Source organism: Deinococcus seoulensis (assembly GCF_014648115.1).
Taxonomy (GTDB): Bacteria; Deinococcota; Deinococci; order Deinococcales; family Deinococcaceae; genus Deinococcus; species Deinococcus seoulensis.
In genome coordinates, this window is record NZ_BMQM01000015.1 from 31466 (window position 1) to 58442 (window position 26977).

24 protein-coding genes are annotated in these 26977 nt (G+C 67.4%); 14 read left to right on the forward strand and 10 right to left on the reverse strand.

The window, feature by feature from the left end; all coding sequences use genetic code 11:
- Positions 1-135: 135 nt before the first annotated feature.
- The 3 genes from IEY70_RS11605 to IEY70_RS11615 are packed head-to-tail and all read left to right on the forward strand — an operon-like array spanning position 136 to position 1408.
- A complete protein-coding gene (locus tag IEY70_RS11605; protein WP_189065188.1) occupies positions 136-285 on the forward strand; it encodes a hypothetical protein in 150 nt (49 codons plus the stop codon).
- A gap of 33 nt (positions 286-318) precedes the next feature.
- A complete protein-coding gene (locus IEY70_RS11610; protein ID WP_189065189.1) occupies positions 319-522 on the forward strand; it encodes an antitoxin VbhA family protein in 204 nt (67 codons plus the stop codon).
- Between the two features lie 10 nt (positions 523-532).
- Complete coding sequence (locus tag IEY70_RS11615) at positions 533-1408, forward strand: Fic/DOC family protein (RefSeq protein WP_189065190.1); 876 nt, start codon at positions 533-535, stop codon at positions 1406-1408.
- Positions 1409-1462: 54 nt separating this feature from the next.
- Here the strand turns inward: IEY70_RS11615 and IEY70_RS11620 are convergent, their stop codons facing one another.
- From IEY70_RS11620 to IEY70_RS11645, 6 genes are all read right to left on the reverse strand, one after another.
- Complete coding sequence (locus IEY70_RS11620; protein ID WP_189065191.1) at positions 1463-2080, reverse strand: Lrp/AsnC family transcriptional regulator; 618 nt, start codon at positions 2078-2080, stop codon at positions 1463-1465.
- Positions 2081-2097: 17 nt separating this feature from the next.
- Complete coding sequence (locus IEY70_RS11625; protein WP_189065192.1) at positions 2098-3051, reverse strand: WD40 repeat domain-containing protein; 954 nt, start codon at positions 3049-3051, stop codon at positions 2098-2100.
- Positions 3052-3359: 308 nt separating this feature from the next.
- Positions 3360-5792 carry a tetratricopeptide repeat protein gene (locus tag IEY70_RS11630; RefSeq protein WP_189065193.1) on the reverse strand — a complete coding sequence of 811 codons (2433 nt, stop codon included), beginning with the start codon at positions 5790-5792 and terminating at the stop codon, positions 3360-3362.
- 687 nt (positions 5793-6479) lie between these two features.
- A complete protein-coding gene (locus IEY70_RS11635; RefSeq protein ID WP_229777877.1) occupies positions 6480-7415 on the reverse strand; it encodes a tyrosine-type recombinase/integrase in 936 nt (311 codons plus the stop codon).
- Positions 7412-7813 carry a PIN domain-containing protein gene (locus IEY70_RS11640; protein ID WP_229777878.1) on the reverse strand — a complete coding sequence of 134 codons (402 nt, stop codon included), beginning with the start codon at positions 7811-7813 and terminating at the stop codon, positions 7412-7414. The genes IEY70_RS11635 and IEY70_RS11640 overlap by 4 nt, the downstream gene beginning before the upstream one ends.
- Positions 7810-8067 (reverse strand): AbrB/MazE/SpoVT family DNA-binding domain-containing protein, encoded by a 258-nt coding sequence (locus tag IEY70_RS11645; RefSeq protein WP_189065194.1) that lies wholly within the window; start codon positions 8065-8067, stop codon positions 7810-7812. Before IEY70_RS11645 ends, IEY70_RS11640 begins: the two co-directional genes overlap by 4 nt.
- 128 nt (positions 8068-8195) lie before the next feature.
- Between IEY70_RS11645 and IEY70_RS21430 the strand changes: the two genes are divergently transcribed.
- The 4 genes from IEY70_RS21430 to IEY70_RS11665 all read left to right on the forward strand — a co-directional run bounded on the left by IEY70_RS21430 (position 8196) and on the right by IEY70_RS11665 (position 10543).
- Entirely contained in the window at positions 8196-8426 is a 231-nt protein-coding gene (locus IEY70_RS21430; RefSeq protein ID WP_189065195.1) for an AbrB/MazE/SpoVT family DNA-binding domain-containing protein, read from the forward strand.
- The gene (locus IEY70_RS11655) at positions 8410-8784 is read left to right on the forward strand and encodes a hypothetical protein (RefSeq protein ID WP_189065196.1); all 375 of its coding nucleotides are present in this window, start codon (positions 8410-8412) and stop codon (positions 8782-8784) included. The genes IEY70_RS21430 and IEY70_RS11655 overlap by 17 nt, the downstream gene beginning before the upstream one ends.
- A gap of 152 nt (positions 8785-8936) precedes the next feature.
- Positions 8937-9488 carry a hypothetical protein gene (locus IEY70_RS11660; RefSeq protein ID WP_189065197.1) on the forward strand — a complete coding sequence of 184 codons (552 nt, stop codon included), beginning with the start codon at positions 8937-8939 and terminating at the stop codon, positions 9486-9488.
- On the forward strand, positions 9488-10543 hold the full coding sequence (locus IEY70_RS11665) for an acyltransferase family protein (RefSeq protein WP_189065198.1): 1056 nt from the start codon (positions 9488-9490) through the stop codon (positions 10541-10543). Before IEY70_RS11660 ends, IEY70_RS11665 begins: the two co-directional genes overlap by 1 nt.
- A 355-nt stretch (positions 10544-10898) precedes the next feature.
- On the opposite strand, the gene IEY70_RS11670 is transcribed toward IEY70_RS11665, so the two are convergent.
- Entirely contained in the window at positions 10899-12530 is a 1632-nt protein-coding gene (locus IEY70_RS11670; RefSeq protein WP_189065199.1) for a DUF3472 domain-containing protein, read from the reverse strand.
- A gap of 710 nt (positions 12531-13240) precedes the next feature.
- Positions 13241-14503 (reverse strand): site-specific integrase, encoded by a 1263-nt coding sequence (locus IEY70_RS11675; RefSeq protein WP_189065200.1) that lies wholly within the window; start codon positions 14501-14503, stop codon positions 13241-13243.
- A gap of 124 nt (positions 14504-14627) precedes the next feature.
- On the opposite strand from IEY70_RS11675, the gene IEY70_RS11680 reads away from it, so the two are divergent.
- From IEY70_RS11680 to IEY70_RS11705, 6 genes are all read left to right on the forward strand, one after another.
- The gene (locus tag IEY70_RS11680) at positions 14628-15254 is read left to right on the forward strand and encodes a ParA family protein (RefSeq protein WP_189065201.1); all 627 of its coding nucleotides are present in this window, start codon (positions 14628-14630) and stop codon (positions 15252-15254) included.
- The gene (locus IEY70_RS11685) at positions 15244-15528 is read left to right on the forward strand and encodes a hypothetical protein (RefSeq protein ID WP_189065202.1); all 285 of its coding nucleotides are present in this window, start codon (positions 15244-15246) and stop codon (positions 15526-15528) included. Before IEY70_RS11680 ends, IEY70_RS11685 begins: the two co-directional genes overlap by 11 nt.
- Positions 15529-16554: 1026 nt before the next feature.
- On the forward strand, positions 16555-18330 hold the full coding sequence (locus tag IEY70_RS11690) for a ParB/RepB/Spo0J family partition protein (protein ID WP_189065203.1): 1776 nt from the start codon (positions 16555-16557) through the stop codon (positions 18328-18330).
- 569 nt (positions 18331-18899) lie between these two features.
- A complete protein-coding gene (locus tag IEY70_RS11695; RefSeq protein WP_189065204.1) occupies positions 18900-19949 on the forward strand; it encodes a bifunctional DNA primase/polymerase in 1050 nt (349 codons plus the stop codon).
- Positions 19950-20207: 258 nt separating this feature from the next.
- The gene (locus IEY70_RS11700) at positions 20208-20606 is read left to right on the forward strand and encodes an ArsR/SmtB family transcription factor (RefSeq protein WP_189065205.1); all 399 of its coding nucleotides are present in this window, start codon (positions 20208-20210) and stop codon (positions 20604-20606) included.
- Positions 20607-21010: 404 nt separating this feature from the next.
- On the forward strand, positions 21011-21340 hold the full coding sequence (locus IEY70_RS11705) for a DUF7007 domain-containing protein (protein ID WP_373290780.1): 330 nt from the start codon (positions 21011-21013) through the stop codon (positions 21338-21340).
- Between the two features lie 430 nt (positions 21341-21770).
- Here IEY70_RS11705 and IEY70_RS11710 read toward each other — a convergent pair whose 3' ends face one another.
- Together IEY70_RS11710 and IEY70_RS11715 are read right to left on the reverse strand one after the other, a co-directional pair.
- Entirely contained in the window at positions 21771-23243 is a 1473-nt protein-coding gene (locus tag IEY70_RS11710) for a caspase family protein (protein ID WP_189065207.1), read from the reverse strand.
- 15 nt (positions 23244-23258) lie between these two features.
- Positions 23259-24443: a hypothetical protein gene (locus IEY70_RS11715; protein WP_189065208.1), complete on the reverse strand. Its 1185-nt coding sequence runs from the start codon at positions 24441-24443 to the stop codon at positions 23259-23261.
- Between the two features lie 1573 nt (positions 24444-26016).
- Here IEY70_RS11715 and IEY70_RS11720 point away from each other — a divergent pair.
- Positions 26017-26934, forward strand: coding sequence for an ArdC family protein (locus IEY70_RS11720; protein ID WP_189065209.1), 918 nt, complete (start codon positions 26017-26019; stop codon positions 26932-26934).
- The last annotated feature ends 43 nt before the right edge of the window (positions 26935-26977 follow it).

A 26977-nucleotide genomic window follows, 5' to 3' on the forward strand; every position in this document is an offset into this window, starting at 1 on the left:
AAAAACGCCCCTCCGGGCGTGCAGCTGGCAGATCGGTGATGTTCCGATCTGTCAGCGAAACAAACGGAATCCGTATGAGGTGTCAAGCAACGATGCGGCGCACACACCGGTCGACATGGGTCACAATCAGAGCGCATGAATCCTCATGACCTTGCCAACGCGGAAATGATTGACCTGCTCAGGGCCTCTCTCGAAGCGCAGGAAACGTCGCCCACCGGGCCGGACGAGCCGGAACGCCCGGAAGAACTGGAGCCGGAGACGGCACCTGAGCCACCCGCTTCATGATATTCTGCGTGTAGCACGAGCAGGAGGTGTTGCATGACTGTACTGGATTCCCCGATCCTGGCCCAGGAGGCCCGGCGCAAAGCGCTTGAGCACGCCCGGCATGAAGCGCGCCTGGAAGGCCTGTCCATCGACCCCGCGTTTGAAGGTCACCTGGACGGGTACGTCCGCGGCGAGCTGAGCGCGGATGAAGTGGTCGAGCGCCTGAAGACGGCCCCACTTCCAGCCCGCCGTCCCTGACTGTCTGACCGTGGCGGCCGATCCTTACCTTCAGGAGAACGGCACCTTCAAAAACCGCCTGGGCATCACGGACGCCGCCGAGTTACAGGCCCGCGAGACCGCCATCAGCACCGTGCGCCTGGCCCAGATGCAGCAGCTGGAGCAGCCGGTGGGCCGCTTTGATCTGGACCACCTGCGCGGGATCCACCGCCGCGCGTTCGGCGACGTGTACGAGTGGGCGGGCAAGACCCGCGGCGAGTGGACGACCATTCAGGGCGAGCGCTTCATGCCCCCTGCGGGGCTGATGAAGGGCGGGACCCGCTTTGCCGATGGTCCCATGGTCGAACCCTTCCTCCGGGACACCTTCCGCCAGCTGGAGCGAGACAACCAGCTGCGCGGCCTGTCCCGGCCGGAGTTCGCCGGGAAGGCCGCTGAGCTGATGGGGGACATGAACGCCGCCCATCCCTTCCGCGAAGGCAACGGCCGCACGCAACGCGAATTCATGCGCGAACTGGGGGTAGAAGCGGGCCACCAGCTGAACTTCTCAGTCGTGAGCCAGGCGCGCATGATCCATGTCAGCATCGAATCCGCCCGGGGAGACAACGAGGGCCTGCGCCGGATGCTGCTGGAGATCAGCGACCGCCAGGCGGTCAGGGCCCTGCAGCAGGCCGAACAGGCCCTGGAGAAGCGCGGGCAGGACTGGAACGGGCTCTACGTGGCCACCGCGAATAAAGGGCAGATCTACAGCGGGGAAGTGGCCTGGAAGGGGCGTGAGCTGTCCGCCGTGCAGGACGGCAACCGGGTCATTGTGGCGCCCACGCGCGAACTGGGGCGCGGCGTGCAGGAAGGGCAGAGCGTGCAGTTCACCGCGAGCGGTCGCGCGCAGTGGATGGATCTGGAGCGGTAATTCGGGTCTCTTCGACTGGCTTGCCGTCTGTGCAGGATGTGCAGAGCTGTTCTTTCATGGAGACGCCGGGTACAGCGTGAGACCCAGCAGATGCGCCGCGCCGGGCCGCTGCCGGGCCGCGTAGCGGGCGTAGACGTCCAGCAGTTCGGCCTGCAGGGCCTTGGCGTCCTCGGCACTCAGCGTCAGGGTACTGCTAATGTCCACCACGGCAGGTGCGCTCGTGGTCCGCAGGGCGTCCATGGTCGCGCCGCGCTGCTCCGGCCGGGCCAGTTCGGCCACCAGGTCTGGGGTGCCCGCCGTGACGGGCAGGCCCCACCCACTCCCGGCGAGCAGCGCGGCCCGCACGCGCCGCACCTGCGCCAGGAAGGCGTCCTCATCCGGATGCAGCAGGGTGTCCGGCCCGCCGGGCACCTGCAGGCCCGGCACGAACACCGGCAGTGGCAGGCGATACACCGTCTGCGTCCGCCCACGCCGCGCGCGGCGACCCGCCGCGACCAGCACTCCCGCCTGCACGGCGCGCCGCACTCGGTACCGCACGGTCTCCAGCGGCAGGTTCAGCGCGCGGGCCGCGTCGGCGATCACCTGCCCGTTCCCCTGGAAGGCCGCCAGGATGTGCCGTGTGTCCGGGTCGGTGAGCAGCCGGGCAGCCAGGGCAGAGTCGAGGATGATCACGCCTTCACGCTACCCGGTCAGCGAACCTGGGTGGGGAGCGTCCAGGCGCGTACCGCGCCGTCCGCTCCGGCCGTCAGTGCCCGCCCGTCCGGCAGGACGAGGACGTGCCAGAGCTCCCCGCCGACCTGCGCCTGCCCGGCCGGTTGCCCGGCGGCTGTCCAGGCGTTCACGCGGCCCGTTTCGCCCACCGCGACGACCTGCGTGCCGTCCGGCGTGAAGGCCGCCCAGCGGGTGTCCTCGCCGCCCGTGAGGGTGCGGCGCAGGTGGCCGGTCGCGGCGTCACGCAGCAGGACCCGCCCGTCCTGATGCGCGCTGGCCAGGATGCGCCCGTCCGGGGAGAGGCTCAGGCCGTTCACCTCGTCCAGGCCGTAGTAGGCGCGGCGGGTGTGCGTGGCGGGGACGTTCTGCTGCCGCCACCGGACCCGGCCTGTGATGGCGTCCAGCGCGTACGTGGCGCTGTCCTCCTGCCCGGTGCTGAGAAACAGCGTCCGGCCGTCCAGACTCCAGGCGGCGGCCATCACGTCGCCGCGCAGCTGGCCGCGCGGCCCGCCGGGCGTGACCTGCCAGTACCCGCCCGCGTCGCCCAGCGCGAGCCGCTGCCCGTCCGGGTGCCACGCGAGGGCGAACACGCGCCCGCCGGGCGAGTCGAGCGTGCGTGGTGGCCGCCGCAGGTCGTCCCAGACGGTCACACCGCGGCTCATGCCGGCGGCGGCCAGTCGGCCCGCCCGGCTGAAGGTCGCGCCCCACCCGCCGCCGTCACTGCCGGGCAGGACGCTCAGGGAGCGCAGCGTCCTGGGATCGAGGCGCTGCACGTCGCGTGCGGTGCCGACCACGAGGGTGCGGCCGTCGGCGCTCAGGGCGACGCTCTGGGCGGGCGCGCCGACGTCCACCTCCCCGGCCGGGTTCAAGGGGGGCACGGGGGCGGAGGCAGCGAGGCTCAGGCCGAGCAGCAGAGGGAACAGGACGCGCATGACTTCAGGGTGCGGCAGGTGAACCGGAATGGACAGAGACGTTCTCCGGTTGTCCTGAACTACGTCGGCAGTCGTCATCCCATCCTCCTGGAGAGGCCAATCTGATACGGACTGCCGTTTGTTGCGCTGACAATCCGGAACTTCACCGCCCCTGCCAGTTCCACGTCCGGAACCCGCCCTGCTCCCACTCGCATCCGCTCGGATGGGACGGGTTTTGCAAGCCATTCAATCGGAGTCCGTATGACACGGCCTCCCGAACTGCTTACGGGTGGTTCAAGCTGTGATGCAGCAGACCGCGAGGTGCCGCGTCAGGGGGCGAGGCGGCGGAGTTGGGCTGCCGCCTCCGCAGAGCCCAGGGCCTGCGCCCGTTCCAGCCACACGCGGGCCTGCGCCAGATCACGCGCGACTCCTGTGCCCGTCAGGTAGGATATGCCGAGGTTGTAGGCGCCGGTCACACTTCCGCGTTCCGCAGCCTGACGGCTGTACTCTACGGCTTTGATGACATTTCGGGGCACGCCGCGCCCTGCGCCATACACGTTGGCCAGCACCAGAAGCGCATCGCGGTAGCCGCGGGCCGCGGCCGTCTCCGCCCACTGCAGGGCCTGCGCCGGATCGCGGGGCAGGCCTTCTCCATCCAGGGCCATCCACGCCAGTTCCGTCAGGGCACGCATACTTCCCTGATCGGCAGCGCGGCGCCGCCAGGTCACCGCGAGCTCCGCGTCCTTCGGGACGTGTTGCCCTGCGGCATACAGATCTCCCAGGAGGATCTGCGCGTCGACCACGCCCTGTTCGGCTGCGAGCCGGATCCACCGGACGCCCTCCTGGGTGTCCATTGTGACGCCGGTTCCGAAGAGCAAAGTGCGGCCCAGAAGAAGCTTGGCGACCGGTTCGTTGAATTCAGCGGCGTCCCGGTACAGGGCCACCGCCCGCGCCGGGTCCGGTTTGAGCCCGATGCCGTCTGCGTACCACGCGCCGAGCTTGGTTCGCTCCGCAGGGGGCACCCCGGCGCGGACGGCCTTCACCTGCCAGGCACTCGCGGCGGCACTGTCGTGCGGCGTGCCGATGCCTGCCCTGTACAGCACCGATGCCGCCAGCATCGCATCCACGTCCCCCCCCTCGGCGGCTGTCACCGTCCATCTGAGCGCCTGACGCAGGTCTCGCGGCACACCGTTGCCAGACAGGTATATGGACGCCAGAAATATCTGCGCGTCCCGGCGCCCGTCCTGCGCGAGTTTCAGGGCGGCCTGCGCCTGCTGCGCCGTCACGCGTGTAGTGGGAGGCGGAGCCGTCAGGTAATCCAGTGTCAGGGAGGCATCCGAGGAACCGGCAGCCACAGCCCGGCTGAGCAGGTCACGTGCGACCGACTCACTGGCCGGGATGCCGTGCAGGCCGTGGAGCGTCAGCTGCGCCAGCAGGTACAGTCCCCGATCGTCTCCGAGTTGCGCGTCCCGCCTGACCCAATCCACCATGGTCTGCAGATCTGCCGCGGCAGGCTGCCAGCGTGGCGACTCCGGGTACCGCCGCGTGAAGTGATCCCAGATCACGGTGCGCTGCGCGGACCGGAGCCCACCCAGCGCCGCCTTCAGGCGGGCGTTCATGGCGTCGTTCACGGTGAGGGCCGTCCAGGTGGGCTGCGCGAGGAGCAGGTCCGCGAGGACATTCAGGGCCTCTGGCGTCCGGGCAGAGAACCGGAGCACCTCGACCGCGCGGGGCACGTCGGCCGGCAGGTCCGGCGCGCCGGCGGCCAGCAGGCGCGCCAGGGCCAGCGCCGCGGCCTGCCGGGTGTCCTCGGAGCGGTACTGGCCGCGGGTGGCCACCTCGAAGTGATGCGCGGCCCGCACCGCGTCCCTTTCGTCGAGGAGCAGCTGGCCGAGCAGGAGGTTCGCTTCGGCCGAATCACGCTCGGCGGCCCGTTCCAGCCAGAACCGGCCCGATCCCTTCCGGTCGGGTGTGGCGAGCAGCACCTCCGCGAGGCGCAGCATGGCGGGGACGTGGCCCAGGTCGGCCGCTTCCCAGTACACCTTGATGGCTTCGTTCAGGTCGCCCGCCTGTTCGAGCTGGGCCGCCTCGGCGGTCAGGCGCGGTCCGCGGGTGGACGGCCCGTCCTGCGGCATGGTCGCGGCCCGGTTCGTCCAGAACAGGAAGCGTTCCCGGTCCGCCGGGAGGCGCCTGGCCGGGTCCGGGTCGTCCACGCCCGCCTCGTACAGGTCCGCCAGTTTCTGCGCGCTGATGGCGTCCCCGCCGTCCGCCCAGCGGGCCAGCAGGGCCGCCGCCTGCGCCGGGTGGCGCACCCGCGCCTCCGGCAGGAACTCCCCGAGCAGCAGCGCGGTCAGGGAGCGACGGGCGTCAGCGGGCGCGCCGTCCGGCACGCGGAGCTCCTGCTCCGCCGCGCCGCGCAGGGCCGCCTCGCCTTCCCGCCACTCGGCAGGCGAGCGGCCGTCGTCCAGGAGCATCTCAGCCACCAACAGCTGAGCGGGGGCGTATCCCTGCGCGGCGGCCAGGCGGTACCAGCGCAGCGCCTCTGGTCGGTTCCGGGGCGTCGCGAACCCGTTGTAATGCAGTTCACCCAGCAGGAACTGCGCCTGCGCGTCCCCCCGCGCCGCTTCGGGTTGCAGGGCGCGGAACGCGGCGTCCAGCTGCCCCTCGCGGTACAGGGCGGCGCCGGACGTAGCCTGGGCTCCGGCAGAACTGAGCGACAGAAAGGTCAGGACTGTCAGCACCCGGATGCGGAGAGGTGGCATGTACCGATGGTACTGATCGGAACGGGCACGGAGAAGAGGCACTGTGCAGGAAGAGCAGCTCACTTCGCTACCAGGACCGGGCAGACGACGACCCTGACGCACCAGGCACCCGGACCGTGTCCTCGCTGCGGGTCGTCACGAGGGCAAGCGTCTCCACCGGGGCAGTCACCCCACCCTGAGCACGGCCCACACTGCCAGGATCGCCTCTCCCTTGAAGTTGCACGGACTGCCGTTCGTTTCGCTGACAATCCGGAACGTCATCACCCCTGCCAGCTCCACGTCCGGAGGGGCGTTTCTCTCCTCCTCTGCGGAGCAGCTCTACGAGTCGCATCCGCTCGGACCGGGCGGGATTTGCAGCCTATTCAATCGGGGTCCGTATTGCACGAACGCCTGCCGCTGGGCGGTCAGACGCGTCCAGAAGTAAAAGAGGACACGGAACTTCCCGACCAGCGGCTCGACCACCACGGCGTACGGTGCCGGGTCCGCCATCACTGGTCCGAAATCCAGCAACTGGACGAGTCGATGTGGAGAGTTCGTATCAGGCGTGAGTTGGGGTCTCTGCCCAATACTGTCCAGATTCTGGAGAGCAGACCAAGAAGATGAAGGTGTCCAGTACTGAAGCATAAGGGTCTCTGGCCGTTGGCTGCTTTCCTGGCTGGGAGGCTCTCTGGTGCAGCGGCACAGAGTTCAGTTCTGGCGCATGTGGTCTTTGAGTCGATCGTCCGCCCACTTGCCGTAAGTCCGGGCGGTCTGCACGTCGCTATGTCCCAGGTGTTCGGCCACGTCCTGGAGTTGGAAGCCAGCCCTGACCAAGCGTGTTCCGGCGGTATGCCGCAGGGCGTGCAGGCCCAGGTACGGCACGCCCACCCGCTTGCAGAGCGTCCTCAGCCGGGCGCGGGCGGCCTCCGGCGTGCGGCCAATCACCAGGATGTCCGGCGTCTGCACGCCCAGTTCCCGCAGGTCCGCAATCAAGGAGGCAGGCAGCAGCACCCGCCGCGTCTTGCCGCCCTTGCCGTTCAGCACAGTGAGTGCTCCCCCATCGAGATCCACAGCGCCCCAGGTCAGGCCCGTGATTTCCGAGGCGCGCAGCCCAGCGATGCCGCCCAGTCGCAGGAGTACCCGCATCTCCACGGGGGCCGCGTCGAGGAGGCGCTGCACGTCCGTGTCCGGGTAGGGTTGCCGTTTGTCCCAGGGGCGGCGCCTGTCCTTTCGGGGCTTCGTGTCCGTGAAGGGCGTGTCGGTTGTGGCCTTCGCCCAGCGCAGGGCGGCGTACAGGGCCCGCGCCCCGGCGAGCAGGACGCCCACGCTGGACGGTGACTTGCCGGCCGCTTCCAACGAACGGACCCACAGGTCGGTGTCCTCCCCTTCCGGGTGCAGGACCTTCACGGCCTGATTCGCCGCGTACTCCATCCACGTCCTCGCGCCGAGGCGGTACTTCCGCAGGGTCTCCGGACTGACGTGCCCGTGGGTCCGGACATGATGTGCTTCCAGCAGCTCGAGCAGGGTGGCGGTGTCCTGACCGGCAACCGCGGCCACCGCCCGGCGGCGGCGTTCCTCAGGGGACAGCGCCACCCAGGCGCGGGAGGGGGCCAGGTGTCCGTTCTGGGAGAGAACCAGGGTCACCGGATCAGTTCCACCGCGAACGGCAGGTCCGGCAGTCTGGCCCAGCCCTGCTCGGCGGTCAGGACGGAGAGTCCGTGGGCCTCGGCGGTGCCCAGGCAGGCGGCGTCTCCAAGACTGAGGTTGTACGGCTGTTTGCGGGCGTAGTAGAAGGTGGCCCGTGCCCGGCAGTCCGCGTCGAAGGGGAGTTCAGGAATGAGGGGCGCCAGGTGGCCCCAGGCGACCTGCACCTGCCCGTGGGTGTAGTCGCCCTTGCCCACGAGTTTGCCTTCCAGTTCAGTCAGGGTGACGCTGCTGACGTGGCAGGCGCGACCGGTCAGGGCCGCGCGGACGACCTCGTAGCCCGGTTCCTGCCGGAGCAGGGCGATGATGGCGCTGGCGTCCAGCAGCAGTGGGGTCACCAGTCTTTCCCGGCGGCGTCCTGTGCGCGGTCGTCGAGGAGTTCCTGCGTGAGGTCACGCCCGTCGGTGCGGGCGAGGCTGCCGGTGGCGGCCTCGATCAGGGCCTGGCGGGTGGTGAGGTGGTATCCATGGGCGTCTTTCACGAGCAGGACCTCGTCACCTTCCTGAACATTGAGGTCGGCACGCACCGCAGTTGGGACTGCCACGCGACCTTGCGCCTGAATCTTCAGATTGTAGTACTGGATCTGAGTCATGGACTGATTTTAGAGGTTTCGGGAGTGAAAACTGTGGTGACCCGGCAGGTCATCCTTGACCTTCTGGTAAGACACATTGCCAGAAGGATACCCGTCTTCGGGGACACTTCAGGTGATAAAGTGTCCTTATGTCTGGTGGTGTCACAGAAGCTCAGGAAGTTCACAGTGCGAGTCTTGGTCCAAAATACCGGGTGATTGTGCCCAAAGCCGTGCGACAGATCCTCAATGTGGAAGAAGGGGACACCTTGCTCTTCGTGGTGGAAAATGGAACAGTGCAGGTCACGTCCCGCGCGCAGATGATCCAGGCCCTGCACGGGAGCACACCTGACGAGGGGGACACTGATGAGTCATCTTGCTGACGCCGCGGCGCTGCGGACCTACCTCACCGGGGGGACCGGGGCGGAGGCAGTGCGCGCCGCGCTCTCCGAAGGTCAGGTGCAGGTGAGCAGTGTCACCGCCGCCACCGTGGTGGGCCGGTACCCCACCGGCAGCGCGGGCGCGAGGAAAGCCACGCTGCTGCTGCAGAGCCTGGTGCAGCTGGTGCCCTTCACGCCCGAAGACGCCCTGCGCGTCCCGGCGGCGCCGGACGTGGAGGGCGCGGCGGTCCTGGCCACCGCCCGCCGCCTGAACCTGACCGTCCTCACCCCCCGCGCCGAACTGGCCGCCGCGGCCGAAGCGGCAGGGATCCCGGCGACCCTGATCGGAGCCGCCCCATGACAGGCAGCGCCCGTCCCCGTGCCCGGGTGAAAGCCGCTGCGCCCGCCGCCCCGCCCGCACCTGTCGGGGCGAAGCCGGGCAGAGAAAGCACTCCTCAGCCTTCACTGCAGCCGGCCCGGCCGGTCCATGCGCCCGGGGCTCAACCAGCCACAGTGATTGCGTCACCTCCACCCGCCCGCACCCGGCGGCGCGGTGAGCGGCCCGACGTGCTGGCCCAGGCCGCGCGGCATGATCACGTCGCCGTGACGGCCGCCGGAGTGCTGCGCGGGGAAGGCGGCGTGTTGATGTTCACTGCCGGAGACGCCCGCTGGCCCGTGACGCCCGCTGCTGGCCTGACCGTCCCGGAGGGCGGGCCCGTGCTGCAGGTCCTGCTGTGGCCCCGTACCGATGAGACGGGGCTGGTCACGACCTGGACACTGGGTCGCGCGAAGGCGGAGGGGAAGGTCGCCCGTCCCGGCGCGCTGCGGGCCTGCGGCACCCTGACCGGGCGACGCGGGCACACGTTCACCCTCCGGATCACACCCAGCAGCGCCGGACATGACCCCTTCGAGGTGACCTTGCGCGCATCAGGCCGCCTGGTGGCCGCCCTGCCGGAAGTGGGCGGGCGCCTGGTCGTGCACGGCCGGGCCGTGGACGGCGCGCTGTGCGCACTGAAGTTCTACCCGGAGCGGGCCTGGCTGACGATGGGGGACCAGCCCGGGTGATGACGGCGGCCACCCCAGCCCGGCCGGTGGCCACGTCGGCCTCCGCGGCGCAGGCCTACATCCCTGCCTTCGATGGGCTGCGCGGGCTGCTGGCGCTGGGCGTGGTGCTGTCGCATTTCACGTTGATGACCGTCAACCCCTTCGACGACCCGACCCGGCCACTCGCGGTGTGGGAGCACCTGTGCTGGTACCTGGGCGCACCGGCCGTCGATGCCTTCTTCGTGCTGAGCGGCTGGGTGGTGGCGGGCAGTTACCTGCGCCACCGCAGCGTCTGGACGTTTTACCTGGCCCGGCTGCGCCGTCTGTACCCGCTCGCGCTGCTGGGGGCGCTGCTGGGCCTGCTGGTGGCCCGGCCGCTGATGAGCCTGATTCCCGCCCCGGCGACCGGGCATGGTCTGCTGGCGTACCTGCGCCTGCCGCTGAGTGGGCCCGACGTGTGGGGCAGCCTCAGCATGGGCCTGCTGGGGGAGTACCGGGCCGCGCGGATCTCCCCGCCGCTGTGGTCCCTGGCCGTCGAGGTGTACGCCTCACTGCTCACGCCGCTGCTTGTGCTGGGCGCGCGGCGGTGGGGGTGGGCGGCGCTGTGGGTGAGTCTGCCGGTGTGCCTCGCGCTGTCATCGGTCTTCACGGCGTTCGTCTACCTGCCGCTGTTCCTGCTGGGTACGCTCCTGGTGCTGGCGCCGCTGCCGGGCATGACGCCCAGGACCCGCCAGGCGGCGCGAGGCATGGCGCTGTTCGGGGGCGCGCTGCTGTTCTCCCGGCATCTGACGGGCGTGAATCACGACCTGATGCGGTGGGGCGCTGCGGTGGGGGCCGCGCTGCTGCTGCTGGGCCTGCGGGGCCTTGATCCAGCGTGGCTGCGGAGCCGCGCGGCGCAGTGGCTGGGGCAACGCAGCTACGCGCTGTATGCCACGCACTTCCCCGTCCTGATGGTGGGGTTCGCGTTCCTGAGCCCTGTGCTGGGTCCAGCCTGGAGTGCGGCCGCCATGGTCCCCGCCGCGCTACTGGTGGCCGATCTGGCCCAGCGTGGCGCGGACTGGCTGTCAGGCGCCTGAAGTTCTTGAAGAAGACGGCCTCCACTGAGAACAGCAACAGCCCCTTCCCCTGAGCGAAAGAGTGGTACGCCGTTGACTCTGGACGGGATTGACGTTCAGTACGCATTTCGCGAGAACCGTCGATATCAGCCTTCACCCCGTACAGGACGCAATGATCGGAGAAGTCAACGGACTACCAATAATACGGACTCCGATTGAATGGGCTGCAAAGACCATTCAATCCGAGCGGATGCGAGTAGGAGTAGGGCGGGTTCCGGACATGGAGTTGGCAACCCGGTGCTGTCCCGGGTTGTCAACGAAATAAACGGAATCCGTATTAAGGTGCCAGAACCTACCGCTCTCAAAGCGGCCAGCCTCAGGGCAAAGTGACCTGCTGGACCTTCGGATCGCTGACGAGCCGCCCGCCAGTGCCCAGAAGGAAGTCCCCCTCTTGATTCCCGAAGTAGATGTTGCCGCAACGGGTCCGCGGATAATAGCTGGTGAACCGTCCGGTCTTGAATGTCTGCCACTGCCCGTTCACAAGAGCCTCAAGGGGACTGATTCGTGTCAGTCGCTCACCGGTGGCGAGACACGAAGCGCTGGCCGGACCGTAATCCTCTGTAAAGGAGTAGGCATGGTTGAGCTTTACCGCTCCCGTGTGCCGGATGGTGCCCAGGTCAATACGCTGACCGTTTCCGCGCGTCACGATGACGGTCAGGTCAGCGTCATTTCCGACAGGGGTAACGGTGACCTCAAAGGTGAAACGCTCGCCCAGCGACCATTGGAGGGGCAAACGGCAGGATTTCCCGGTGCCTTCATTCCCGAAGTCCAGGCAGTACGTGCCGTTACCTGGACGGATCACGGTGGCCGGGCCCGTCGTGTCCCACACGCTGAAGATCAGAATGCCGCTGCTCCCGTCTCCATGCCGCTGCAAGCCGAAATAGGCGTCCTGAATCGTCGCTGCTGCGAAGTACGTGTCACGGACCGCTTTGACCGGCTGGATGCTGATCCGGTATGCCGTGGCCGCCGGCGTATCGAAGTTCAGGTGGACGCTGTTCGCTTGAGTGGCCAGAGGCGCGGCCGTGCCCTTCCAAGTGACGTCGGGCAACCCAGCAACCCGGGCGGTGAGCACCTGTTGAGGGGCATCACCGAGAACCCAGTCCGCGAGGGCCTGGCCCTGGGCATCTGTTGCTGATGCATGGGGGAAGACCCAGCCCTGGCCCGACTCCGCTTCCCACGTTACCGGAACTCCGGCCATCGGACGCCCGAACTGATCGAGGACCTTGACGGTGGGGCTGGTCGTGGTGAGTGCGCCCGTGTTACCGGTCAGGGCTGTGGTCACCGTCTTGAAGCTGGAGGGACGTGGGGTGAGCTGCAGCATGACGGTCACCATGGCTTCCGCCGCATTCCCACTTGTATCGGTCGCAACTGCCCGGATGGTGTGCTCGCCGTCGTCCTGCGGGGTGTAACCCGGAGTGATTTCGTATGGGGCAGCTGTGTCCGTGGCGATCAACTTGTCGTTATCGAAGAAGCGCACGTCCCGAATGGCCACATCGTCACTGGCCTGGGCAACAAACGAGAACTTGCCGTCCGGTTTGCCTTGGGCTGTGACAGTGACCGTCGGATTGGTGGTGTCCGGGCGAGGAGGCGGTTGTACCTGCACGGTGAACGTCTCGCTCACTTCGGCACTGTTTCCACTGCTGTCGGTCGCAACGGCCTTGATGACATGCGACCCGTTGTCGGCGCTGGTGTACGTCCGCGTGACCTCATACGGCGCCGCCGCGTCAGTCGCAATCAGCACCCCATTATCGAAAAACCGCACGTCCCGGACGGCAATGTCGTCACGGGCCTCCGCCTGGAATCGAAACTCGCCACGAGCAGATCCCTGCCCGGTGAGCGTAACAGTTGGAAGGGTACTGTCAGGCTGCGGGCCCGTTGGGGGTGTCTGACCGCCTCCGCAGGCGGTCAGGAGAAGGGTCAGACTGAGGGCGCGGAGTGCATTGGGCATGGGGGCTCCTGGGTACTGAAGTGCGTCCAGCAGAGCAGGCGTGGTCACGCGTGAACGCGGCGAGCAGCTCGTTGGTGGACATGACTCAGGATAGAGCGGCCTGCACGGTATCCTCGCCGCACATGCGAGTGCTGACAGTGTTCAAGCACGCCGGTGGGGCGGGTCAGTAGTTCCGTCGGGCTAACACTTACCGTTCTCAATAATGGATCTGGGCATTTATCGTCACCGGAGGCGGCGCTTCTCCTTACGCGTTAAGCACGTCGAAGCTAACATTGCGAGATTCCGGGAAGGCACCGGAATCTCTCCATTCCCGCTTCAGCGTACTTTCTTCTGCTACGCGCTCCGCGCGGTTTATCTACAAGATAAACGCAGTGTACTTAATCTCATCGCAGCAGTGTGCAACCGCACTGCTGCCCGCGTGGCGTGACTTTCGCAGGAGGTCTACTGATCAAGAGACTGGAACTCTGGAGCCAACGCCCGGACTGAGGGTCGGACCTCTCGGTCACCCTTGCAGATGAGCGTTGCCACCCAGGGAGGAGCCCCCCTGACCACAGAGAAGCAGAAGAGATTCGTCCTCGGTCGGGCGTTGCACGCCCCTCCGTCTTCGGCAGGGGCACGGCCCGTCTGACCGGAGCGTCCCTTCATCCTCAAAAGGCAGTGGTGGCCCGCGGGAACTGCCGTCCAGCAGCTCCACTCTCGTGCTGTGCCAGTCATTCCGTAGACCGGATCAACCCGGTCAGGGATTTCCGGGCCCAGTCGGGCGCGTTCTCCAGAAACCGGCCCAGCGCTCCGTGCAGTTCCTTCAAGGCGTCCATCCCGGCCTGCCGTTCTGGACCAGCGGGTGGCAGAGCCGCGGCCCCTGGAGCTGCCGCCGTGTTCAGAAGTTCGCTCAGCGGTAACGCGGCCGCCACCCGCTGGTCGTCGTACACATGCGTGTAGACCTTCAACGTGAAGCTGGCATCTGCGTGCCCGAGTCGGTCGGCAACCACTTTCGGCGGAACGCCGCGGCGGATCAACAGACTCGCCGCCGTGTGCCGAAGGTCATGGAAGCGGATCCCCGGAAGGCCGGCCTGTTCCGTCAGCGACTGGTAGGTGCGGTCGAGGTGGCGGCCCTGCACATGGTTTCCGGAGGCGGCCGTGAACATGAGCTCGTCCGGTCCCGGTGCGCGTCCCGCACGGCTTTCCAGTTTTCGGTGTTCCCGCAGGATGACGGTGACGTCTTCGGCGAGCAGGATACGGCGGTGCCCCGCGTCGGTTTTCGGCGTGCCGATTTCATAGTGGCCGGCCGCGTCCTTGACGAGGTTGTGCCGGATGGTGAGTTCCCGGCTGGCCAGATCCACGTCCCCCCAGTGGAGTGCGAGCAGTTCGCCCCGGCGCATTCCGGTACTGAGGGCCAGGACGAACAGCGGATACAGGCGGTGCTCACGCGCCGTCTGCAGGAACCGGGCCGCCTGGGCAGGCGTCCAGACCAGTGTCTCCCGCCGGGAAGTCTTCGGTTTCCGGATGTCCTGCGCAACGTTGACGGGCACGAGTTGCCAGCGGACTGCCTGCCGCAGCGCCATGCGCAGGATGTGCAGGCACCGCCCCGCACCCTGGGGGCCGCGTTCATGGTGGAGGACCTTGACCAACTCCTCGATGTCGAGAACCTGTACCTCCGCCAGGGGACGGGACCCGAGGACCGGCAGGACCGGTTGCAGGGCCACCACGTACAGGCGGTAGGTGGACGGCCGTACGTCCCGTTCCTTGTACGCGAGCCAGCGCAGAAGGAAGGCATGCAGGGACGCCGGATCCGGCGCAGGTGGGAGGGCAGGGCAGGTGGCGGTCCGAGGCTTTCTCCAGTCGGTTTCAGGCAGCGTTTGCAGGAGTGTGCGCAGGGCACGCTCCGCTTCCGCCTGGGTGGGCCGGCTGACCGAGCGGCGTTTCCGCTGACCGGTGACGGGATCGGAGTAGCTGGCCAGACCGCGGTAACTCACGATGCGGCCGTTCAGGCGGATGGGACGGACGGTTCCTTCACCGGCGCGTCTTCTGGGAGGCATACCGGGGGCATATCACAGAGAATTCTTTGCAGTTAAACCGTTTTGCTGGTAAACTGGGAATATGGGAACAGTCGTGATCAGTGTGGCCTCGGAAAAGGGTGGTGTCGGCAAGAGCACGACCGCCGTTGCCCTCGCCTCTCACCTCTCCAGCAAGGGGCGCACGCTGCTGCTGGACGCCGACGAGCGCCTGCGCTCCGCGTGGAACTGGACCACCAAGAACGAAGGGTACACCTGGCCCTTCACGACCCAGATCCACTCCGAGTTCATGGCCCAGGAAGGCGGCGAGGAGTACGACTACATCATCATCGACACCAAGGGCGGTGAAGACGAGCTGATCGAACTGGCCCGCAACAGCACGCTGGTCGTCATCCCGACCAAACCCGACGGCGTGAGTGCCGACGGCCTGGTGGCCACGCTGCAGTCCCTGATGGAGCAGAACGTCACCAACTACCGCGTCCTGCTGACCGACGTGCCCCCACCGCCCAACAGCGACGGACTGGACATGAAACTGGAACTGGACAACGCCGGGGTGCCGGTCTTCGGGCACACCATCCGGCACGCCGTGGCTGTCAGCAAGGCGGCGCGCGAGGGCGTCAGTGTCCGCGACGTCAAGGGCGACCGGTACGCGAAGCTGGTCTGGATGGATTACGAGCTGATCGCCCGGGAGGTGCTGCGTCATGTCGGGTGAAGTCAAGAAGAAGTTCAACCTCCAGGACCGGTTGAAGCGCCCGGAGCCCGCCGCGCCGCAGCCGGTGGCTGAGCCTGTCCCCGTCGAGGCCGCAGAACCTGAGGTCAACGAACTCAAGATCACCACCTACCTGGACGCTGACCTGATGAACCGCCTGAACGTGCTGGTGGCGAAGAAAAAGTCCCAGAAGAAGCCGGGAGAGGCGCGGGTCAGCCTCAAGAACGAGCTGAATCAGGCCATCCGCGAATACCTGGAACGCGCAGACCGCAGCTGAACACTCGTCAGCGCAAGTCAGGAGCATCGGCACGCCGCGTCTCGCCGGACTCTGAGCGTCCGGCAGTTGCAGTGGTAAACCAGTAAAACGGTTTGCTGGCAATAGATGCAGTCTCCACGCCAGACCTGCTGCTCCCAAAGGCGATGCGCGGGCCCCCGGCTACCGGGAATACTGGCGCAGACCTGTGCGGCGCGGAACACGGTCCGCAAAAAATCATGGAGGGCCACGCCCGGTGCAGCGGGTGTGCGCCCGTCGGGCGCGGCCCTCCATGTGAATCCCCTGCAGGGACCAGGCCCCCAGGGCGGCGGCGTTCCTCACGTCACGCCGCAGGGGGCCTTTTCACATTCCGGTCCCTGGCGTCGTCTGGAAGGCGGGCAGCGCAGGGCGTGGCGGTGCAGGGCGCAACCCATCTGCTGTTCGCCCTGACGGGCGACGTGGCGCGGCCACCCCCGGCCCTGCGGGGCCGGGGTTCGGCCCAAACGGCGGGCCGAAGGAAGAGGCGCGGCCTCTGGCCGCCCGCTGCTGGTTTCCGCCGTTCCCTGCGGTCACGGCGGCGGGCCGCGCCCGTCGCCCGCTTGAAGCGGTTCGGCGCGGGAGCCGAGCGCGGCCGGGGACGGACCCATCCCCCCCCGCCCCCAGAGGGGAGCGGGGAAACGCAGGCGTTCGTCCGGGAAGGGCACCGGACTCAGGCGCGCGTTTCCCGCGCGGCAGGGTGGGGGCGCCTCAGACGGCAACCCGCCACCGATGGGGGAGGCTGGGAAGCGCCCCCCCTATCGCCGGGAGTTGCCTCGGGCCTGGAGGTGGAAGGGCGGCCCTGGACATACGCGGGTGAGGGGGAAGGGACGCCGGAGGCGGTGGGAGGGTACGTGGCCTGTTGTCGCCAAGGTATGCCAGTAAGGAGTTTTACCAGTAAAACAGCTTACTGTTTTTCTGTTGACAAACGAATCAGTGTAAAGTATACTTCTTTGCGTAGGAGCACCTTCCACACCCGCTCCCACACGGCGTTTATGCGCAAGGAGAACCCACATGACGGAACCTGCCCACGACCTGACCCACGCCCCAGCCCCTACCGCACTGCGCCTCTCCCCCACCGCCGAAGTGGTGCAGCTGCCCTGGACGGCCCTGCGCCGCAGCGATCTCAACCCCCGGCGCGCGTTTGACGACAAGGCCCTGTTCGAGCTGGCGACGGACATCTACCACAAGGGCGTCCTGCAGAACCTCGTGGTGCGCCCCCACCCCACCGAGGCGGGCGCCTATGAAGTCGCCGCAGGTGAGCGCCGGTACCGCGCCGTGGGCCTGCTGGTCGAAGGGCTGGAACTCGTGGACGACCAGGGCGGACCCAGCGACGTGCTGCGCGTGCCCGAAGGCTATGCGGTGCCCTGCCGCGTGCAGCCCATGACCGATTCACAACTGGTGGAGATCGCGGTCACCGAGAACTTCCAGCGCGAGGACGTGACCCCGCTGGAGGAGGCGGACGGTTTCTCCCGGCTGGTGGGCCTGGGCATGAAGCCAGGTGAAATCGCGGCGCGGAGCGGGCGGGACGTGCGGCTGGTCGAGCAGCGCCTGACGCTGGCCTCTGGCCTGGGCAAAGAGGCCCGCAAGCTGCTCACCGAGGGCAGGATCAACGTGGCGCAGGCCCAGGTGATCGCGCAGACCACGGGCGAACTGAAAAAGCATCTGGTGCGGCTGGTCAAGGACAACCCGCGCGCCTACAGCGCCGATCAGCTTCGCAAGCTGACCACCGAGGGCCGCCTGCTGGTGAGTGACGCCCTGTTCGATGCCGAGGCGTCGGGGCTGCTGATCGTCGAGGACCTGTGGGGCATTACCCCCGCGTACTTCCGGGACACGCACAAGGCCCAGGCGTTGCAGCTGGAGGCCATCGAGGCGCAGGCCCAGGCTGACCGGGACAGCGGCGCGTGGGCGTTCGTGGACGTGGTGCCCTCGGAGTACGTGCAGAACCTGCCCTGGCGCGAGTACGAGCACTACGGCCCCGAGAACCTGCGCGGTGTGCTGTACCTGCACAGTTCCAGCGGGCAGATGAAGCGTCACGAACGGGTGGTGCGGAAGGCCGACGTGCAGGCCGCACAGAAGGTCCAGCAGGCCGCTGAGCGGACCCAGGCGGCACAGAACCGCGCGCAGACGCCGCCCGAGGACCGCCCGGTGAAGGACGCCGCGCACCGGGTCGGCCAGGAGGCCCGCGCCCGCGTGCTGTGGGGCCAGCTGGTGAACGACCCCCAGCGGTGCCTCGCGCTGACCGTGCAGGGCCTGTTCGAGACGGCCAGTGAAGTCAAGGTCAGGGTGGACGTGGCCCCCAGCCTGAGTATCCCCCTGCCGGAAGTCGTGGCGGTGGTGGACCACTGGACCACCGAGCGCCCCGATCTGTTCCAGAGTCACAAGGAAGGCACGATGGTGAGCCGGGTGTCTGGCCCGAAGCTGCACGCCGCGCTGATGGAGCTGTGCACGGATGACCTGCTGGGCCTGCTGGCGTACCACCTGCACGACTCGCTGCACCACTGGTCCGGCACGGCGCCCAGCGTGCGCCCCGGCGAGCTGGCCGTGTACGTGGCGGCGCAGACGGGCGCGGACGTGCGGCTGAGCCAGGAGTGGGAGGTCACCGAGGAGTTCCTGAGCGCCTACACCATCCCGCAGCTGACGGCCCTGGCGGCGACGATGCCCAGGGATGCCCAGCCGGGCCTGGCGCCGGGGGTGAGCAAGAAGGAACTGATGGGGCGTATCGTCGAGATGGCCCCCAGGCTGAAAGCCGCCGGATGGGTGCCGGACGTGGTGACGTTCAGCCGCTAAGTACACTGCGTTTATCTTGTAGATAAACCGCGCGGAGCGCGTAGCAGAGGAAGTACGTTGAAGCGGGAATGGAGAGATTCCGGCGCCTTCCCGGAATCTCGCAATGTTAGCTTCGACGTACTTAGCTTCAACGTCCTTGAGACCTGGCCAGGGGGTGCCCGGCGCCCCCCGGCACCCCAAGGAGGGCACGCGTGAGTGACGAACAGAGAAATCCGGTTCCGAACGCCCTGCAGCCCCTGTCTGAACACAGCCCCGCCGACGCGCACCGGCTGGCGGTGGAGACGATGGACCGGCCGCGCACCGTGAGCATGGGCCGGCCAGGCAGGAGGCCGCTGCGCGGGGGGTGAACTGAAGCGGGCATAGGATGTTCTTGTTGCGGACCTGTCGTTCTTGTTCCGGCTTTGTGGGTCAGTTCTAAGTACACTGCGTTTATCTTGTAGATAAACCGCGCGGAGCGCGTGGCAGAGGAAGTACGTTGAAGCGGGAATGGAGAGATTCCGGCGCCTTTCCGGAATCTCGCAATGTTAGCTTCGACGTACTTAAGGTCCACATGTTCAGAGGAGGCAGCCATGTTGATCTCTCCCGCAGTCCCCACCCATTGCCACAGGCCCCTCACGTCCCCGTCCAACGACCTGCTGCGCGCCGCTGAGGGGTACGTGGCCGCGGGCGTGAGCATCATCCCCACAGGCGTATCCGGCGACTTTGCCAAGCGCCCCCACTACGACGCCCTCAAAAAGACCGATCACTGCTCCTGGGACGAAGGCGAGCAGAAGTGGAAGGCGACCTTCATGGCCCTTCGTGAGCGCCTCCCCCGCGCGGAGGAGCTGCGCGCCTGGTTCGAGGTGCACCGCGCGCCGGGGCTGGCGATGGTGACCGGCCGGGTCTCCGGACTGATCGCCCTGGACTTCGATGGAGAGGCGGGAGCGGCGCTGCTCCGGCAGTTGGGCTGGGACGCCCACGTGCGGACGCCCAGCGGTGGATTCCACGTCTACTGCAAACACCCCGGCTGGCCGGTCGCCACCCTGAACAGCCGGTCGAAGAAGACGCTGCCCCGGGGTCTGGACGTGCGGGCGGACGGTGGGCTGGCGATGCTGCCGCCGACCGTCACGCCGACCGGGGCGTATGAACGGCTGTCCGCAACAAGACTGCTCCAGCGCTGTCACATTCCGCGGGAGATCGAGGTGGACGGCCAGCCCTACCGCCTGCGCGAGCTGCTGGGTCTGGACTGTGCGCCCGAGGACCGGCCCGGGCCGCCCCGCGCGGCCGCCCAGGCACCCGTGTTCGGGGCGCCGGACGGGGACGGAACGCAGGGCGCGCCGCACACACGGATCGATTACCAGATCCTGGTCGAGCATGCCCTGCGGATGGTGGATCACCGTGGTCGCAACGACGCTGGATTCTGGCTGTGCTGCCAGCTGCGTGACAACGACTTCAGCCGGGAAGAGGCGCTGGAGATCGGGCCATACTGGCTGTCGCTGCTGCCCCTGACCAACACCAGGGGCCGCCGGGAGGCCTACCTGCCAGCCCATTTCGAAGCCTCTGTGCGTAGCGCCTACCGGACGGTGCCCGCGGGCCGTCAGTCGCGGCCCTGGATCAAGGGATACGGCCGCTCCACCTGACCTGGGGTGCCGCGCCCCGCCGCAACCTGAAAAAAGTGAGGGGCGCGAGGCCCCCCACCCGAATCACGATCCGCACCAAGGTTTCCACACCCGCGTTTCGCGCTTCTGGAAGTCGGGAAAGGAGAACCCAAACCCCGCTTCCTTCTCCTCACCGTACCACACCCCCTTTTCTGTGGAGGACCCCCGATGGACCTGCAGCACTGCCCCAGGACCGCCCAGAGACACCTGCCAGGCCGCCGCGCCCGGCATACTCGTGTTATGTCCGAGAAGGCCTTCCCCATTCCTGACGTGCTCAAGAGCTATTCCGCCCTGGACAAGCTCACCTGGCTGTACGTCCGTGAGCACCCCGGCAAGCTGTACGTGCAGGACCTCGTGGACGCGTATGGTCACCACTACCAGACGTTCTCCGAGAGCCTTCAGCTGCTGCGCCAGGTCGGGTTGATCGTGACCGTGCGCGAAGGCGGCATGGTGGGGCGGGGCGGCCGGGAAGCCGGGGAGTACCGGGTGGCCACCGGGGATGAGCTGAGCAGCGTGCCCACCTACACGCCCGCGATGAAGCCCAGGCGAGCGGCAAAGCGGCCGGAGGACAAGGCCAGCAGTGACACGGGTGCAGCACCCGGACGTGGCCGCAGGAAGGCCACACCCGACCTGCAGTGAGCCACGAGGTACTGATACGGACTGCCGTTTGTTTCGCCAACAATCCGGAACTTCACCGCCCCTGTCGGCTCCACGTCCGGAACCCGCCCCTCTCCCACTCGCTTCGCTCGGACCCAGCGGGCTGTGCAGCCCATTCAATCGGAGTCCGTATGACATGGAGGGTGCCAGCAACGCGAAGCCGGGCTGCCCGATACGTCCGGCGAGACCCTGCACGCGGTCGCGGCCGACCTTCGCGCCGGTGACGGACAGCGGGCATCCAACGTGCTGCGCCCAGGTGCATGACGCGGTGCGCGCTGGTGAACCCGCCCGCGACTGGGCGAGGCTGGCCCCGCCCCTGCACCCCATTGCACGCCTGCGCGCCTCTGCTCAGGAGCCAGTGAACGGGCCTGTGACGGCGGTGCAAGGTGCGGCCTGACCGCGAGGAGCAGGGCCCCCTCCTGCCACAGGAAGTCAGTCCCTGGGGCGTGGTCACTTTCCAGGAAGAAGTGATGCCCGGCGTGATCTTCGTCGAGACCGGCCGCCACGGGGGCTACCACCTGTCTCCAGCGGTCAACGAGCGGATTCCTGCGCCCGTGCGCCGGGCCAACGGGTATTACGAGCAGGACATCGAAGCGGCCCTCTGTGCGTACTTCGTGCCGTTCCCGGGGGCCGACCCGACCGACGTGCAGGTGGTCCTCGAGACCCAGTTCCCGGAGATCTACGCGGGCATCGTGCGGGGCGACTTCAAGCGCTGAGCATGATACCAGTAAACCGGTTTGCTGGTTTACTGTGGAAAGGGAGGATGCGAACAGGAGCCTGCAGCTCAGGGGGGCCCATCCGCTCCCTGTCCCCAGGAGTGACCCTGACAGCCCCCATCGCACCCGGATATGTCTCCGGAAACCTGGCGTCTACCGCTTTGTCCGGTCCGTGGCCTGGCCGGATCGGCCCCAGAGGTGAGCGGCCGGAAGGGTCAGGCCAGTCCCTCATACGGACTGCCGTCTGTTTCGCTGACAACCCGGTGCTGTCCCGGATTGCCAACGCCACGCCCGGAGGGGCGCTTCGGCTCCTGCTGGCATCCGCTCGGACCCAGCGGCTTTGCAAAAACCGTTCAATCGCAGTCCGTATCATCCCCACCGGGAAAGCCCGCGCCTGCGTTCGCCAGGCGCACCTGCATCGACCCGGTTCCTATCTCAGGCGGATCTTCTCCGGAATGTCCCGGATGGTTGCCAGGTCAAGTTTCAGCAGGGGCCCGCCGTAAACCTGTGCGACGACCGTGTAGACGCCCCACAGGTCAAGTTCGACGGTGACCGTATCCGTAACGAACGGGACATCCAGGTAGACCGGTACGGTGGTGGGATGGTTGTAGAACTGGACGCCCGGGGAGTGGCTGGAAGGAGGCCGCGTCACCTCGAGCCGGATGGTCGCTGCGTCGCCCTTGTGGTACGGCTGTACGCCCGTCACGTTCATGTTGAACCCGTCCTGCTGACTGGGGGCCGCCACAGTGTGTAAGGGATCAGCGTGCCAGATCTGGTCATTCAGAAACTGCTGTACCGCCGCCACCTGCACCGCAGTGATGTCGCGGGCGAGGACGGTCGTGGCGGAGGGGGTGCCTTCCGTACTCAGAATGTCACGCGCCAGTTGCAGGAGGCGCCGCTGCTCTTCGTTCAGGTACGGGAACAGTTGATGAAGGCTGTCAATGCCGTTCACGAGGGGACGTTGGTCGTAGATGGCCTGAATCTCCTTCCACAGCCGGGCAGGCACGGCCCGGTCGACGGCGCCGGTTGTTCCAGGCCGCCCCGGGCGCAGGGCGGCCGGCGCACTGTCCGGGATGGAAGGGTTCGCGTCCGGTTCAGGTCTCAGTTCCATCAGGGGATAAGAGGCAAGCTGCTGGTACTCGATGCGGCGGCCCGCCCCGGTGGCCGCCACCCGGTCGCAGATGTCGCGCCACAGCACTGTTCCAGGTGTCGTCATTGCCTCATCAATCACGTCGATGAGGGCACGGGTGAATTCGCCCACGAAGCGGTCTGAACCAGGGAGGGCACTTTCAACAGACGGCTGACTGTGAACAGCGGACTTGATGGTGAGGCAACGCGTTCCCGGCTTCCACGCAGGGGCCGGGCCGAGCATCGGAAGCTGCGTCAGGGCGGGCAGGGGGAGACGGCAGCAGTCCGTGATGATCACGGCCTCCCTGATCCGGGGGGCATTGTGAACAATGTTCTGCAGGTGGTCGGTCACCAGCAGGCCCAGGTTGGAGAAGCCGTTCTGACTGGTGAAATCCGTCCAGATCAGGGCGGAGACGGGGGGGATAGCGTTCGTGATATCTCCCCCGTGCCCGGAGAGGTAGATGTAGAGCCGCTCGAACCCGTCGCGTCCCAGCCTGTTGACGGTGTCTCCAAGGATGCTGATGAGGGTGTCTCTCCCGACGGTACCGTTGCCCATCACCTGCGCAGGGGGGACGAGCGTCCGGCTCTGTGGTGGGGGCGTGGGGGGCGCGCTGGTGTCGTACAGGTAGGTGTACACGTTGTCCGGAGCCACCAGCCTGTGCCGGGTGAACATGTCGGCCATGTCCAGGCAGTCGTTCACGGCCCCCCGCAACGCTGTGACCCTGGCCGTGTCAGGGTAGGTGTTCAGGCCAATGAGGATGGCGGCGCTCTGCATCTCATGCTCCCTGGCTCAGATCCGGTCGAGGACATCCTGAGCGTCGTCGAACCCGCCGTGGGTCGTGCAGTTATGATCCGTATGAAGGGTCAGGAGCCCGGACCACTCCTGTCTGTGCTGGTCAGCGTAGTACGCCCACCCCATCACCTGGCCGGGGAGAGGGGACTCAAAGACGAAGTTTACGAGCTGCAGCAGCGAACCGGGGTAGAAGTTGACGCCGCCCCAGGTGATGCTGCGGTCACCCATCTCGACCTCGCTCTTCATGAGGTAGACCGGGAAGGGGAGTGCCACGTGGCGCCTCAGGGCCTGCTGGCAGGCGTTCAGGCCGTTGACGGTGAGTGCCGGGGCCAGGAAGGCCACCTTGAGCTTCCTGCGGTCCGTGAATCCTGCTGGCAGGGCGCGGATGAGTTCAGCAATGAGGATCGCGCCGGTGCTGTGGCCGACGAGCGTGACCTCCTTGCTGACCGCGTGGAGCTGTTTGAAGAAGTCCATGAAATTGCCCGTGGCATGGGCCGCGGCGTCTTCTTTCATCTGCTGCCACGTCCTGGCGCCGATCAGGCCGAGTCTGGAAGCGTTCAGGACTTCCTCTCTCACCATCGCCTCGAAGGAATAATCAGGCGGATTGCGGCCCCGCCTCGCCAGGATGGCCCGGGTGGCGTTCACAGCGACCGTCACGAGGGTGGCGGCGGCCGTGAACGACTTCTGTCCAGCCCTGGCGTCTTCCTCCAGCAGCAGGTCGTTGGCTTCGAGGTCCTGCTCACTCAGGGCTTCCTGTAATTCCCTCCGGTAGTACCGTTCCAGTGAAACGTCATCGTCAGGAAGCGCGGTCGCCCTCCAGCCCACCGCGCCACGCGCCGCACCGAAGAAGTTCATGATGGTCTTGACCACCTTGCCGAGCACGGAACCTTCAAGGATGCCCTTGAGCGCGTCCAGGAGTCCTGACTGCCACACCACGTAGAGTTGAACCTCCGCTCGACCCGCGGGGTAGTGCACCCCACCACACCCGCTGAGCCTGCTGGCAATACGAAGACCCGTCGCCTGATCGATCAGGCCCCCGTGGAAGTGCACCAGAACCCGCCCGCTCCTGGCCGCACTGAGGATGTCCTGCTCAGTGACATGCGGGGCTGTTCCGGCGCACTGAATGGTGTTCCTGGCCTGAATGCTTCCGCGCTGCGTCGTGACGGTAAATGCAACGGACATACGACCTCCCTGTGAACTGGGTATGGGGTCACTTTAATTCACCCGCGCGGCGGCTAGGAAGTGGGCAGGCATCATGCCTGCAGCAGATGGGCGGCCGCGCGGCGCAGGTGGGCGTCCGGCTTGAGCACCACCTGTCTCCACCTGCCCCATCCAGCGGGTAGACGCGCAGGACATCGAAGCGGCCCTCTGATACTGACTCCGATTGAATGGGCTGCAAAGCCCGTTCAATTCGAGCGGATGCGAGTGGGAGAGAAACGCCCCTCCGGACGTGGAGCCGGCAATCCGGTGATGTTCCGGATTGTTGGCGAAACAAACGGAATCCGTATGTGGGTCCTGCGTGCCGTTCCCGGGGGCCAGCCCGACCGAGGTGTAGGTGATCCGGGAGACCCGGTGTCCGGAGACCTGCGCGGGCATCGTGCGGCCTCAAGTGCTGAGTATGATTCCGCTCATACGGACTCCGATTGAATGGGCTGCAAAGCCCGTTCAATCCGAGCGAAGCGAGTGAGAGCAGGGCGGGTTCCGGACGTGGAGCCGGCAGGGGCGGTGAAGTTCCGGATTGTTGGCGAAACAAACGGAATCCGTACCAGATGATAAACCAGCAAACCGTTTTACTGGTTTGCCGTTAACACGGAGACCGGTGGAGTTGGCTCCTGCTGTCTCCGCTCTGATTGAACGACTGACAAAGCCATTCAAACGGAGTTCGTGTGCGTGGTGCGGAATACGGTGCGCAACACATCATGGAGGGGGCGGGTGTGCGCCCGCCGGGCGCGGCCCTCCATGTGCATCCCCTGCGGGGACCAGGCCCCCAGGGCAGCGGCGTTCCTCACGTCACGCCGCGGGGGGCCTTTTCACATTCCGGTCCCTGGCGTCGTCTGGAAGGCAGGGGGCGCAGGGCGTGGCGGTGCAGGGCGCAACCCATCTGTTGTTCGCCCTGACGGGCGACGTGGCGCGGCCACCCCCGGCCCTGCGGGGCCGGGGTTCGGCCCAAACGGCGGGCCGAAGGAAGAGGCGCGGCCTCTGGCCGCCCGCTGCTGGTTTCCGCCGTTCCCTGCGGTCACGGCGGCGGGCCGCGCCCGTCGCCCGCTTGAAGCGGTTCGGCGCGGGAGCCGAGCGCGGCCGGGTACGGACCCATCCCCCCCGCCCCCTGCCCTGGGCAGGGGGAGCGTTCCCCCCCCGCCCCCAGAGGGGAGCGGGGAAACGCAGGCGTTCGTCCGGAAGGGCACCGGACTCAGGCGCGCGTTTCCCGCGCGACAGGGTAGGGGCGCCCCAGACGGCAACCCGCCACCGATGGGGGAGGCTGGGAAGCGCCCCCCCCATCGCCGGGAGTTGCCTCGGGCCTGGAGGTGGAAGGGCGGCCCTGGACATCCGCGGGTGAGGGGGAAGGGACGCCGGAGGCGGTGGAGTGCGCTCCCAGGGGCGCGGCGCGGGGCGCGTGAGTCTGGGCATACGTCGGGAATGCGGTTTACCAGTAAAACAGCTTACTGGTTTTCTGTTGACAAACGAATCAGTGTAAAGTATACTTGTAGGCGTAGGGAGGCACCTTCCACACCCGCCCCCCTCTCAAGGAGCGCCCATGACGTACAAGAAGCCCAGCACGCCCGAGGAACGCGAAGCCGCCCGCGCCGCTTCCCAGGAGATCACCCAGGACCTGATCAAGCGCATCGATACGCGCGTCAAGCGGCTGTCCGAACAGCTGGGAGCGGGGGCCAGCGCGGAGCTGCTGACCTTCATGCGCTTTTCTGCCCGCTTCCACACGTACAGCCTGAACAATCAGCTGCTGATCTGGATGCAGGCCCCCGAAGCGGCCCACGTGGCCGGGTTCCATGCGTGGAAGGACTTAGGCCGCAAGGTCAGGAAGGGCGCGAAGGCCGTGCGGGTGCTGGCCCCGCTCGTGGTCCCTGACCGCGAGGCGCCGCCCCTGCTCAGCGGCAAGCCCGCGCAGAAGGTGGTGGGCTTCAAGTACATGAGCGTGTTTGCCGATTACGACACCGAAGGCGACCCCATCCCGACCTGTTCCGCATGGGTGGTGCAGGGCGGCGACGAGGGCACGCGCGACCTCCTGCGCGCCCTGTCGGGCGCCGCCCCCGTGCCGGTCGAGTGGCAGGACGGCGAAGGCCGCGGAGCGCACGGCTGGACAGACGGCGGGCGGATCGTGCTCAACCGCGCCAAGTGCGCCCTGGAGCCCGCGCACGCCGTCCGCGTGTTCTTCCATGAGTGGGCGCACGTCGAGCTGCACTTTCAGGGCCAGGGGAAACGCCCCGAGGAGCTGCCCGACCGGGCCACGCGGGAACTGGAGGCCGACGCCTGCGCGTACGTGCTGTCGAGTTTCTACGGCATCGAGGCGGCCGCCCAGGTCAGCGACTACATCACCGGTTGGGGCGGGGACGCGCAGAAGCTGCAGGGCAGCCTGACCCGCATTCAGCGCGCGGTGTCTCACATCCTGGGCACGCTGGAGCAGCGCGCCCAGGCGCTCCCGCAGGCCGCCGCCTGACCCGCAGCGGGCGGCCCCCCAGGGGGGGCCGCCCCATCCGAAG

What these genes read in the sequence shown, in the direction of transcription:
- IEY70_RS21430 (WP_189065195.1), top strand. Translation starts at nt 8,196, where the DNA reads ATGTCTGGTGGTGTCACAGAAGCTCAGGAAGTTCACAGTGCGAGTCTT.
- IEY70_RS11625 (WP_189065192.1), bottom strand. Translation starts at nt 3,051, where the DNA reads ATGCGCGTCCTGTTCCCTCTGCTGCTCGGCCTGAGCCTCGCTGCCTCC.
- IEY70_RS11670 (WP_189065199.1), bottom strand. Translation starts at nt 12,530, where the DNA reads ATGCCCAATGCACTCCGCGCCCTCAGTCTGACCCTTCTCCTGACCGCC.
- IEY70_RS11680 (WP_189065201.1), top strand. Translation starts at nt 14,628, where the DNA reads ATGGGAACAGTCGTGATCAGTGTGGCCTCGGAAAAGGGTGGTGTCGGC.
- IEY70_RS11720 (WP_189065209.1), top strand. Translation starts at nt 26,017, where the DNA reads ATGACGTACAAGAAGCCCAGCACGCCCGAGGAACGCGAAGCCGCCCGC.
- IEY70_RS11710 (WP_189065207.1), bottom strand. Translation starts at nt 23,243, where the DNA reads ATGCAGAGCGCCGCCATCCTCATTGGCCTGAACACCTACCCTGACACG.
- IEY70_RS11715 (WP_189065208.1), bottom strand. Translation starts at nt 24,443, where the DNA reads ATGTCCGTTGCATTTACCGTCACGACGCAGCGCGGAAGCATTCAGGCC.
- IEY70_RS11665 (WP_189065198.1), top strand. Translation starts at nt 9,488, where the DNA reads ATGACGGCGGCCACCCCAGCCCGGCCGGTGGCCACGTCGGCCTCCGCG.
- IEY70_RS11630 (WP_189065193.1), bottom strand. Translation starts at nt 5,792, where the DNA reads ATGCCACCTCTCCGCATCCGGGTGCTGACAGTCCTGACCTTTCTGTCG.
- IEY70_RS11700 (WP_189065205.1), top strand. Translation starts at nt 20,208, where the DNA reads ATGTCCGAGAAGGCCTTCCCCATTCCTGACGTGCTCAAGAGCTATTCC.
- IEY70_RS11605 (WP_189065188.1), top strand. Translation starts at nt 136, where the DNA reads ATGAATCCTCATGACCTTGCCAACGCGGAAATGATTGACCTGCTCAGG.
- IEY70_RS11645 (WP_189065194.1), bottom strand. Translation starts at nt 8,067, where the DNA reads ATGACTCAGATCCAGTACTACAATCTGAAGATTCAGGCGCAAGGTCGC.
- IEY70_RS11685 (WP_189065202.1), top strand. Translation starts at nt 15,244, where the DNA reads ATGTCGGGTGAAGTCAAGAAGAAGTTCAACCTCCAGGACCGGTTGAAG.
- IEY70_RS11695 (WP_189065204.1), top strand. Translation starts at nt 18,900, where the DNA reads ATGTTGATCTCTCCCGCAGTCCCCACCCATTGCCACAGGCCCCTCACG.
- IEY70_RS11610 (WP_189065189.1), top strand. Translation starts at nt 319, where the DNA reads ATGACTGTACTGGATTCCCCGATCCTGGCCCAGGAGGCCCGGCGCAAA.
- IEY70_RS11690 (WP_189065203.1), top strand. Translation starts at nt 16,555, where the DNA reads ATGACGGAACCTGCCCACGACCTGACCCACGCCCCAGCCCCTACCGCA.
- IEY70_RS11655 (WP_189065196.1), top strand. Translation starts at nt 8,410, where the DNA reads ATGAGTCATCTTGCTGACGCCGCGGCGCTGCGGACCTACCTCACCGGG.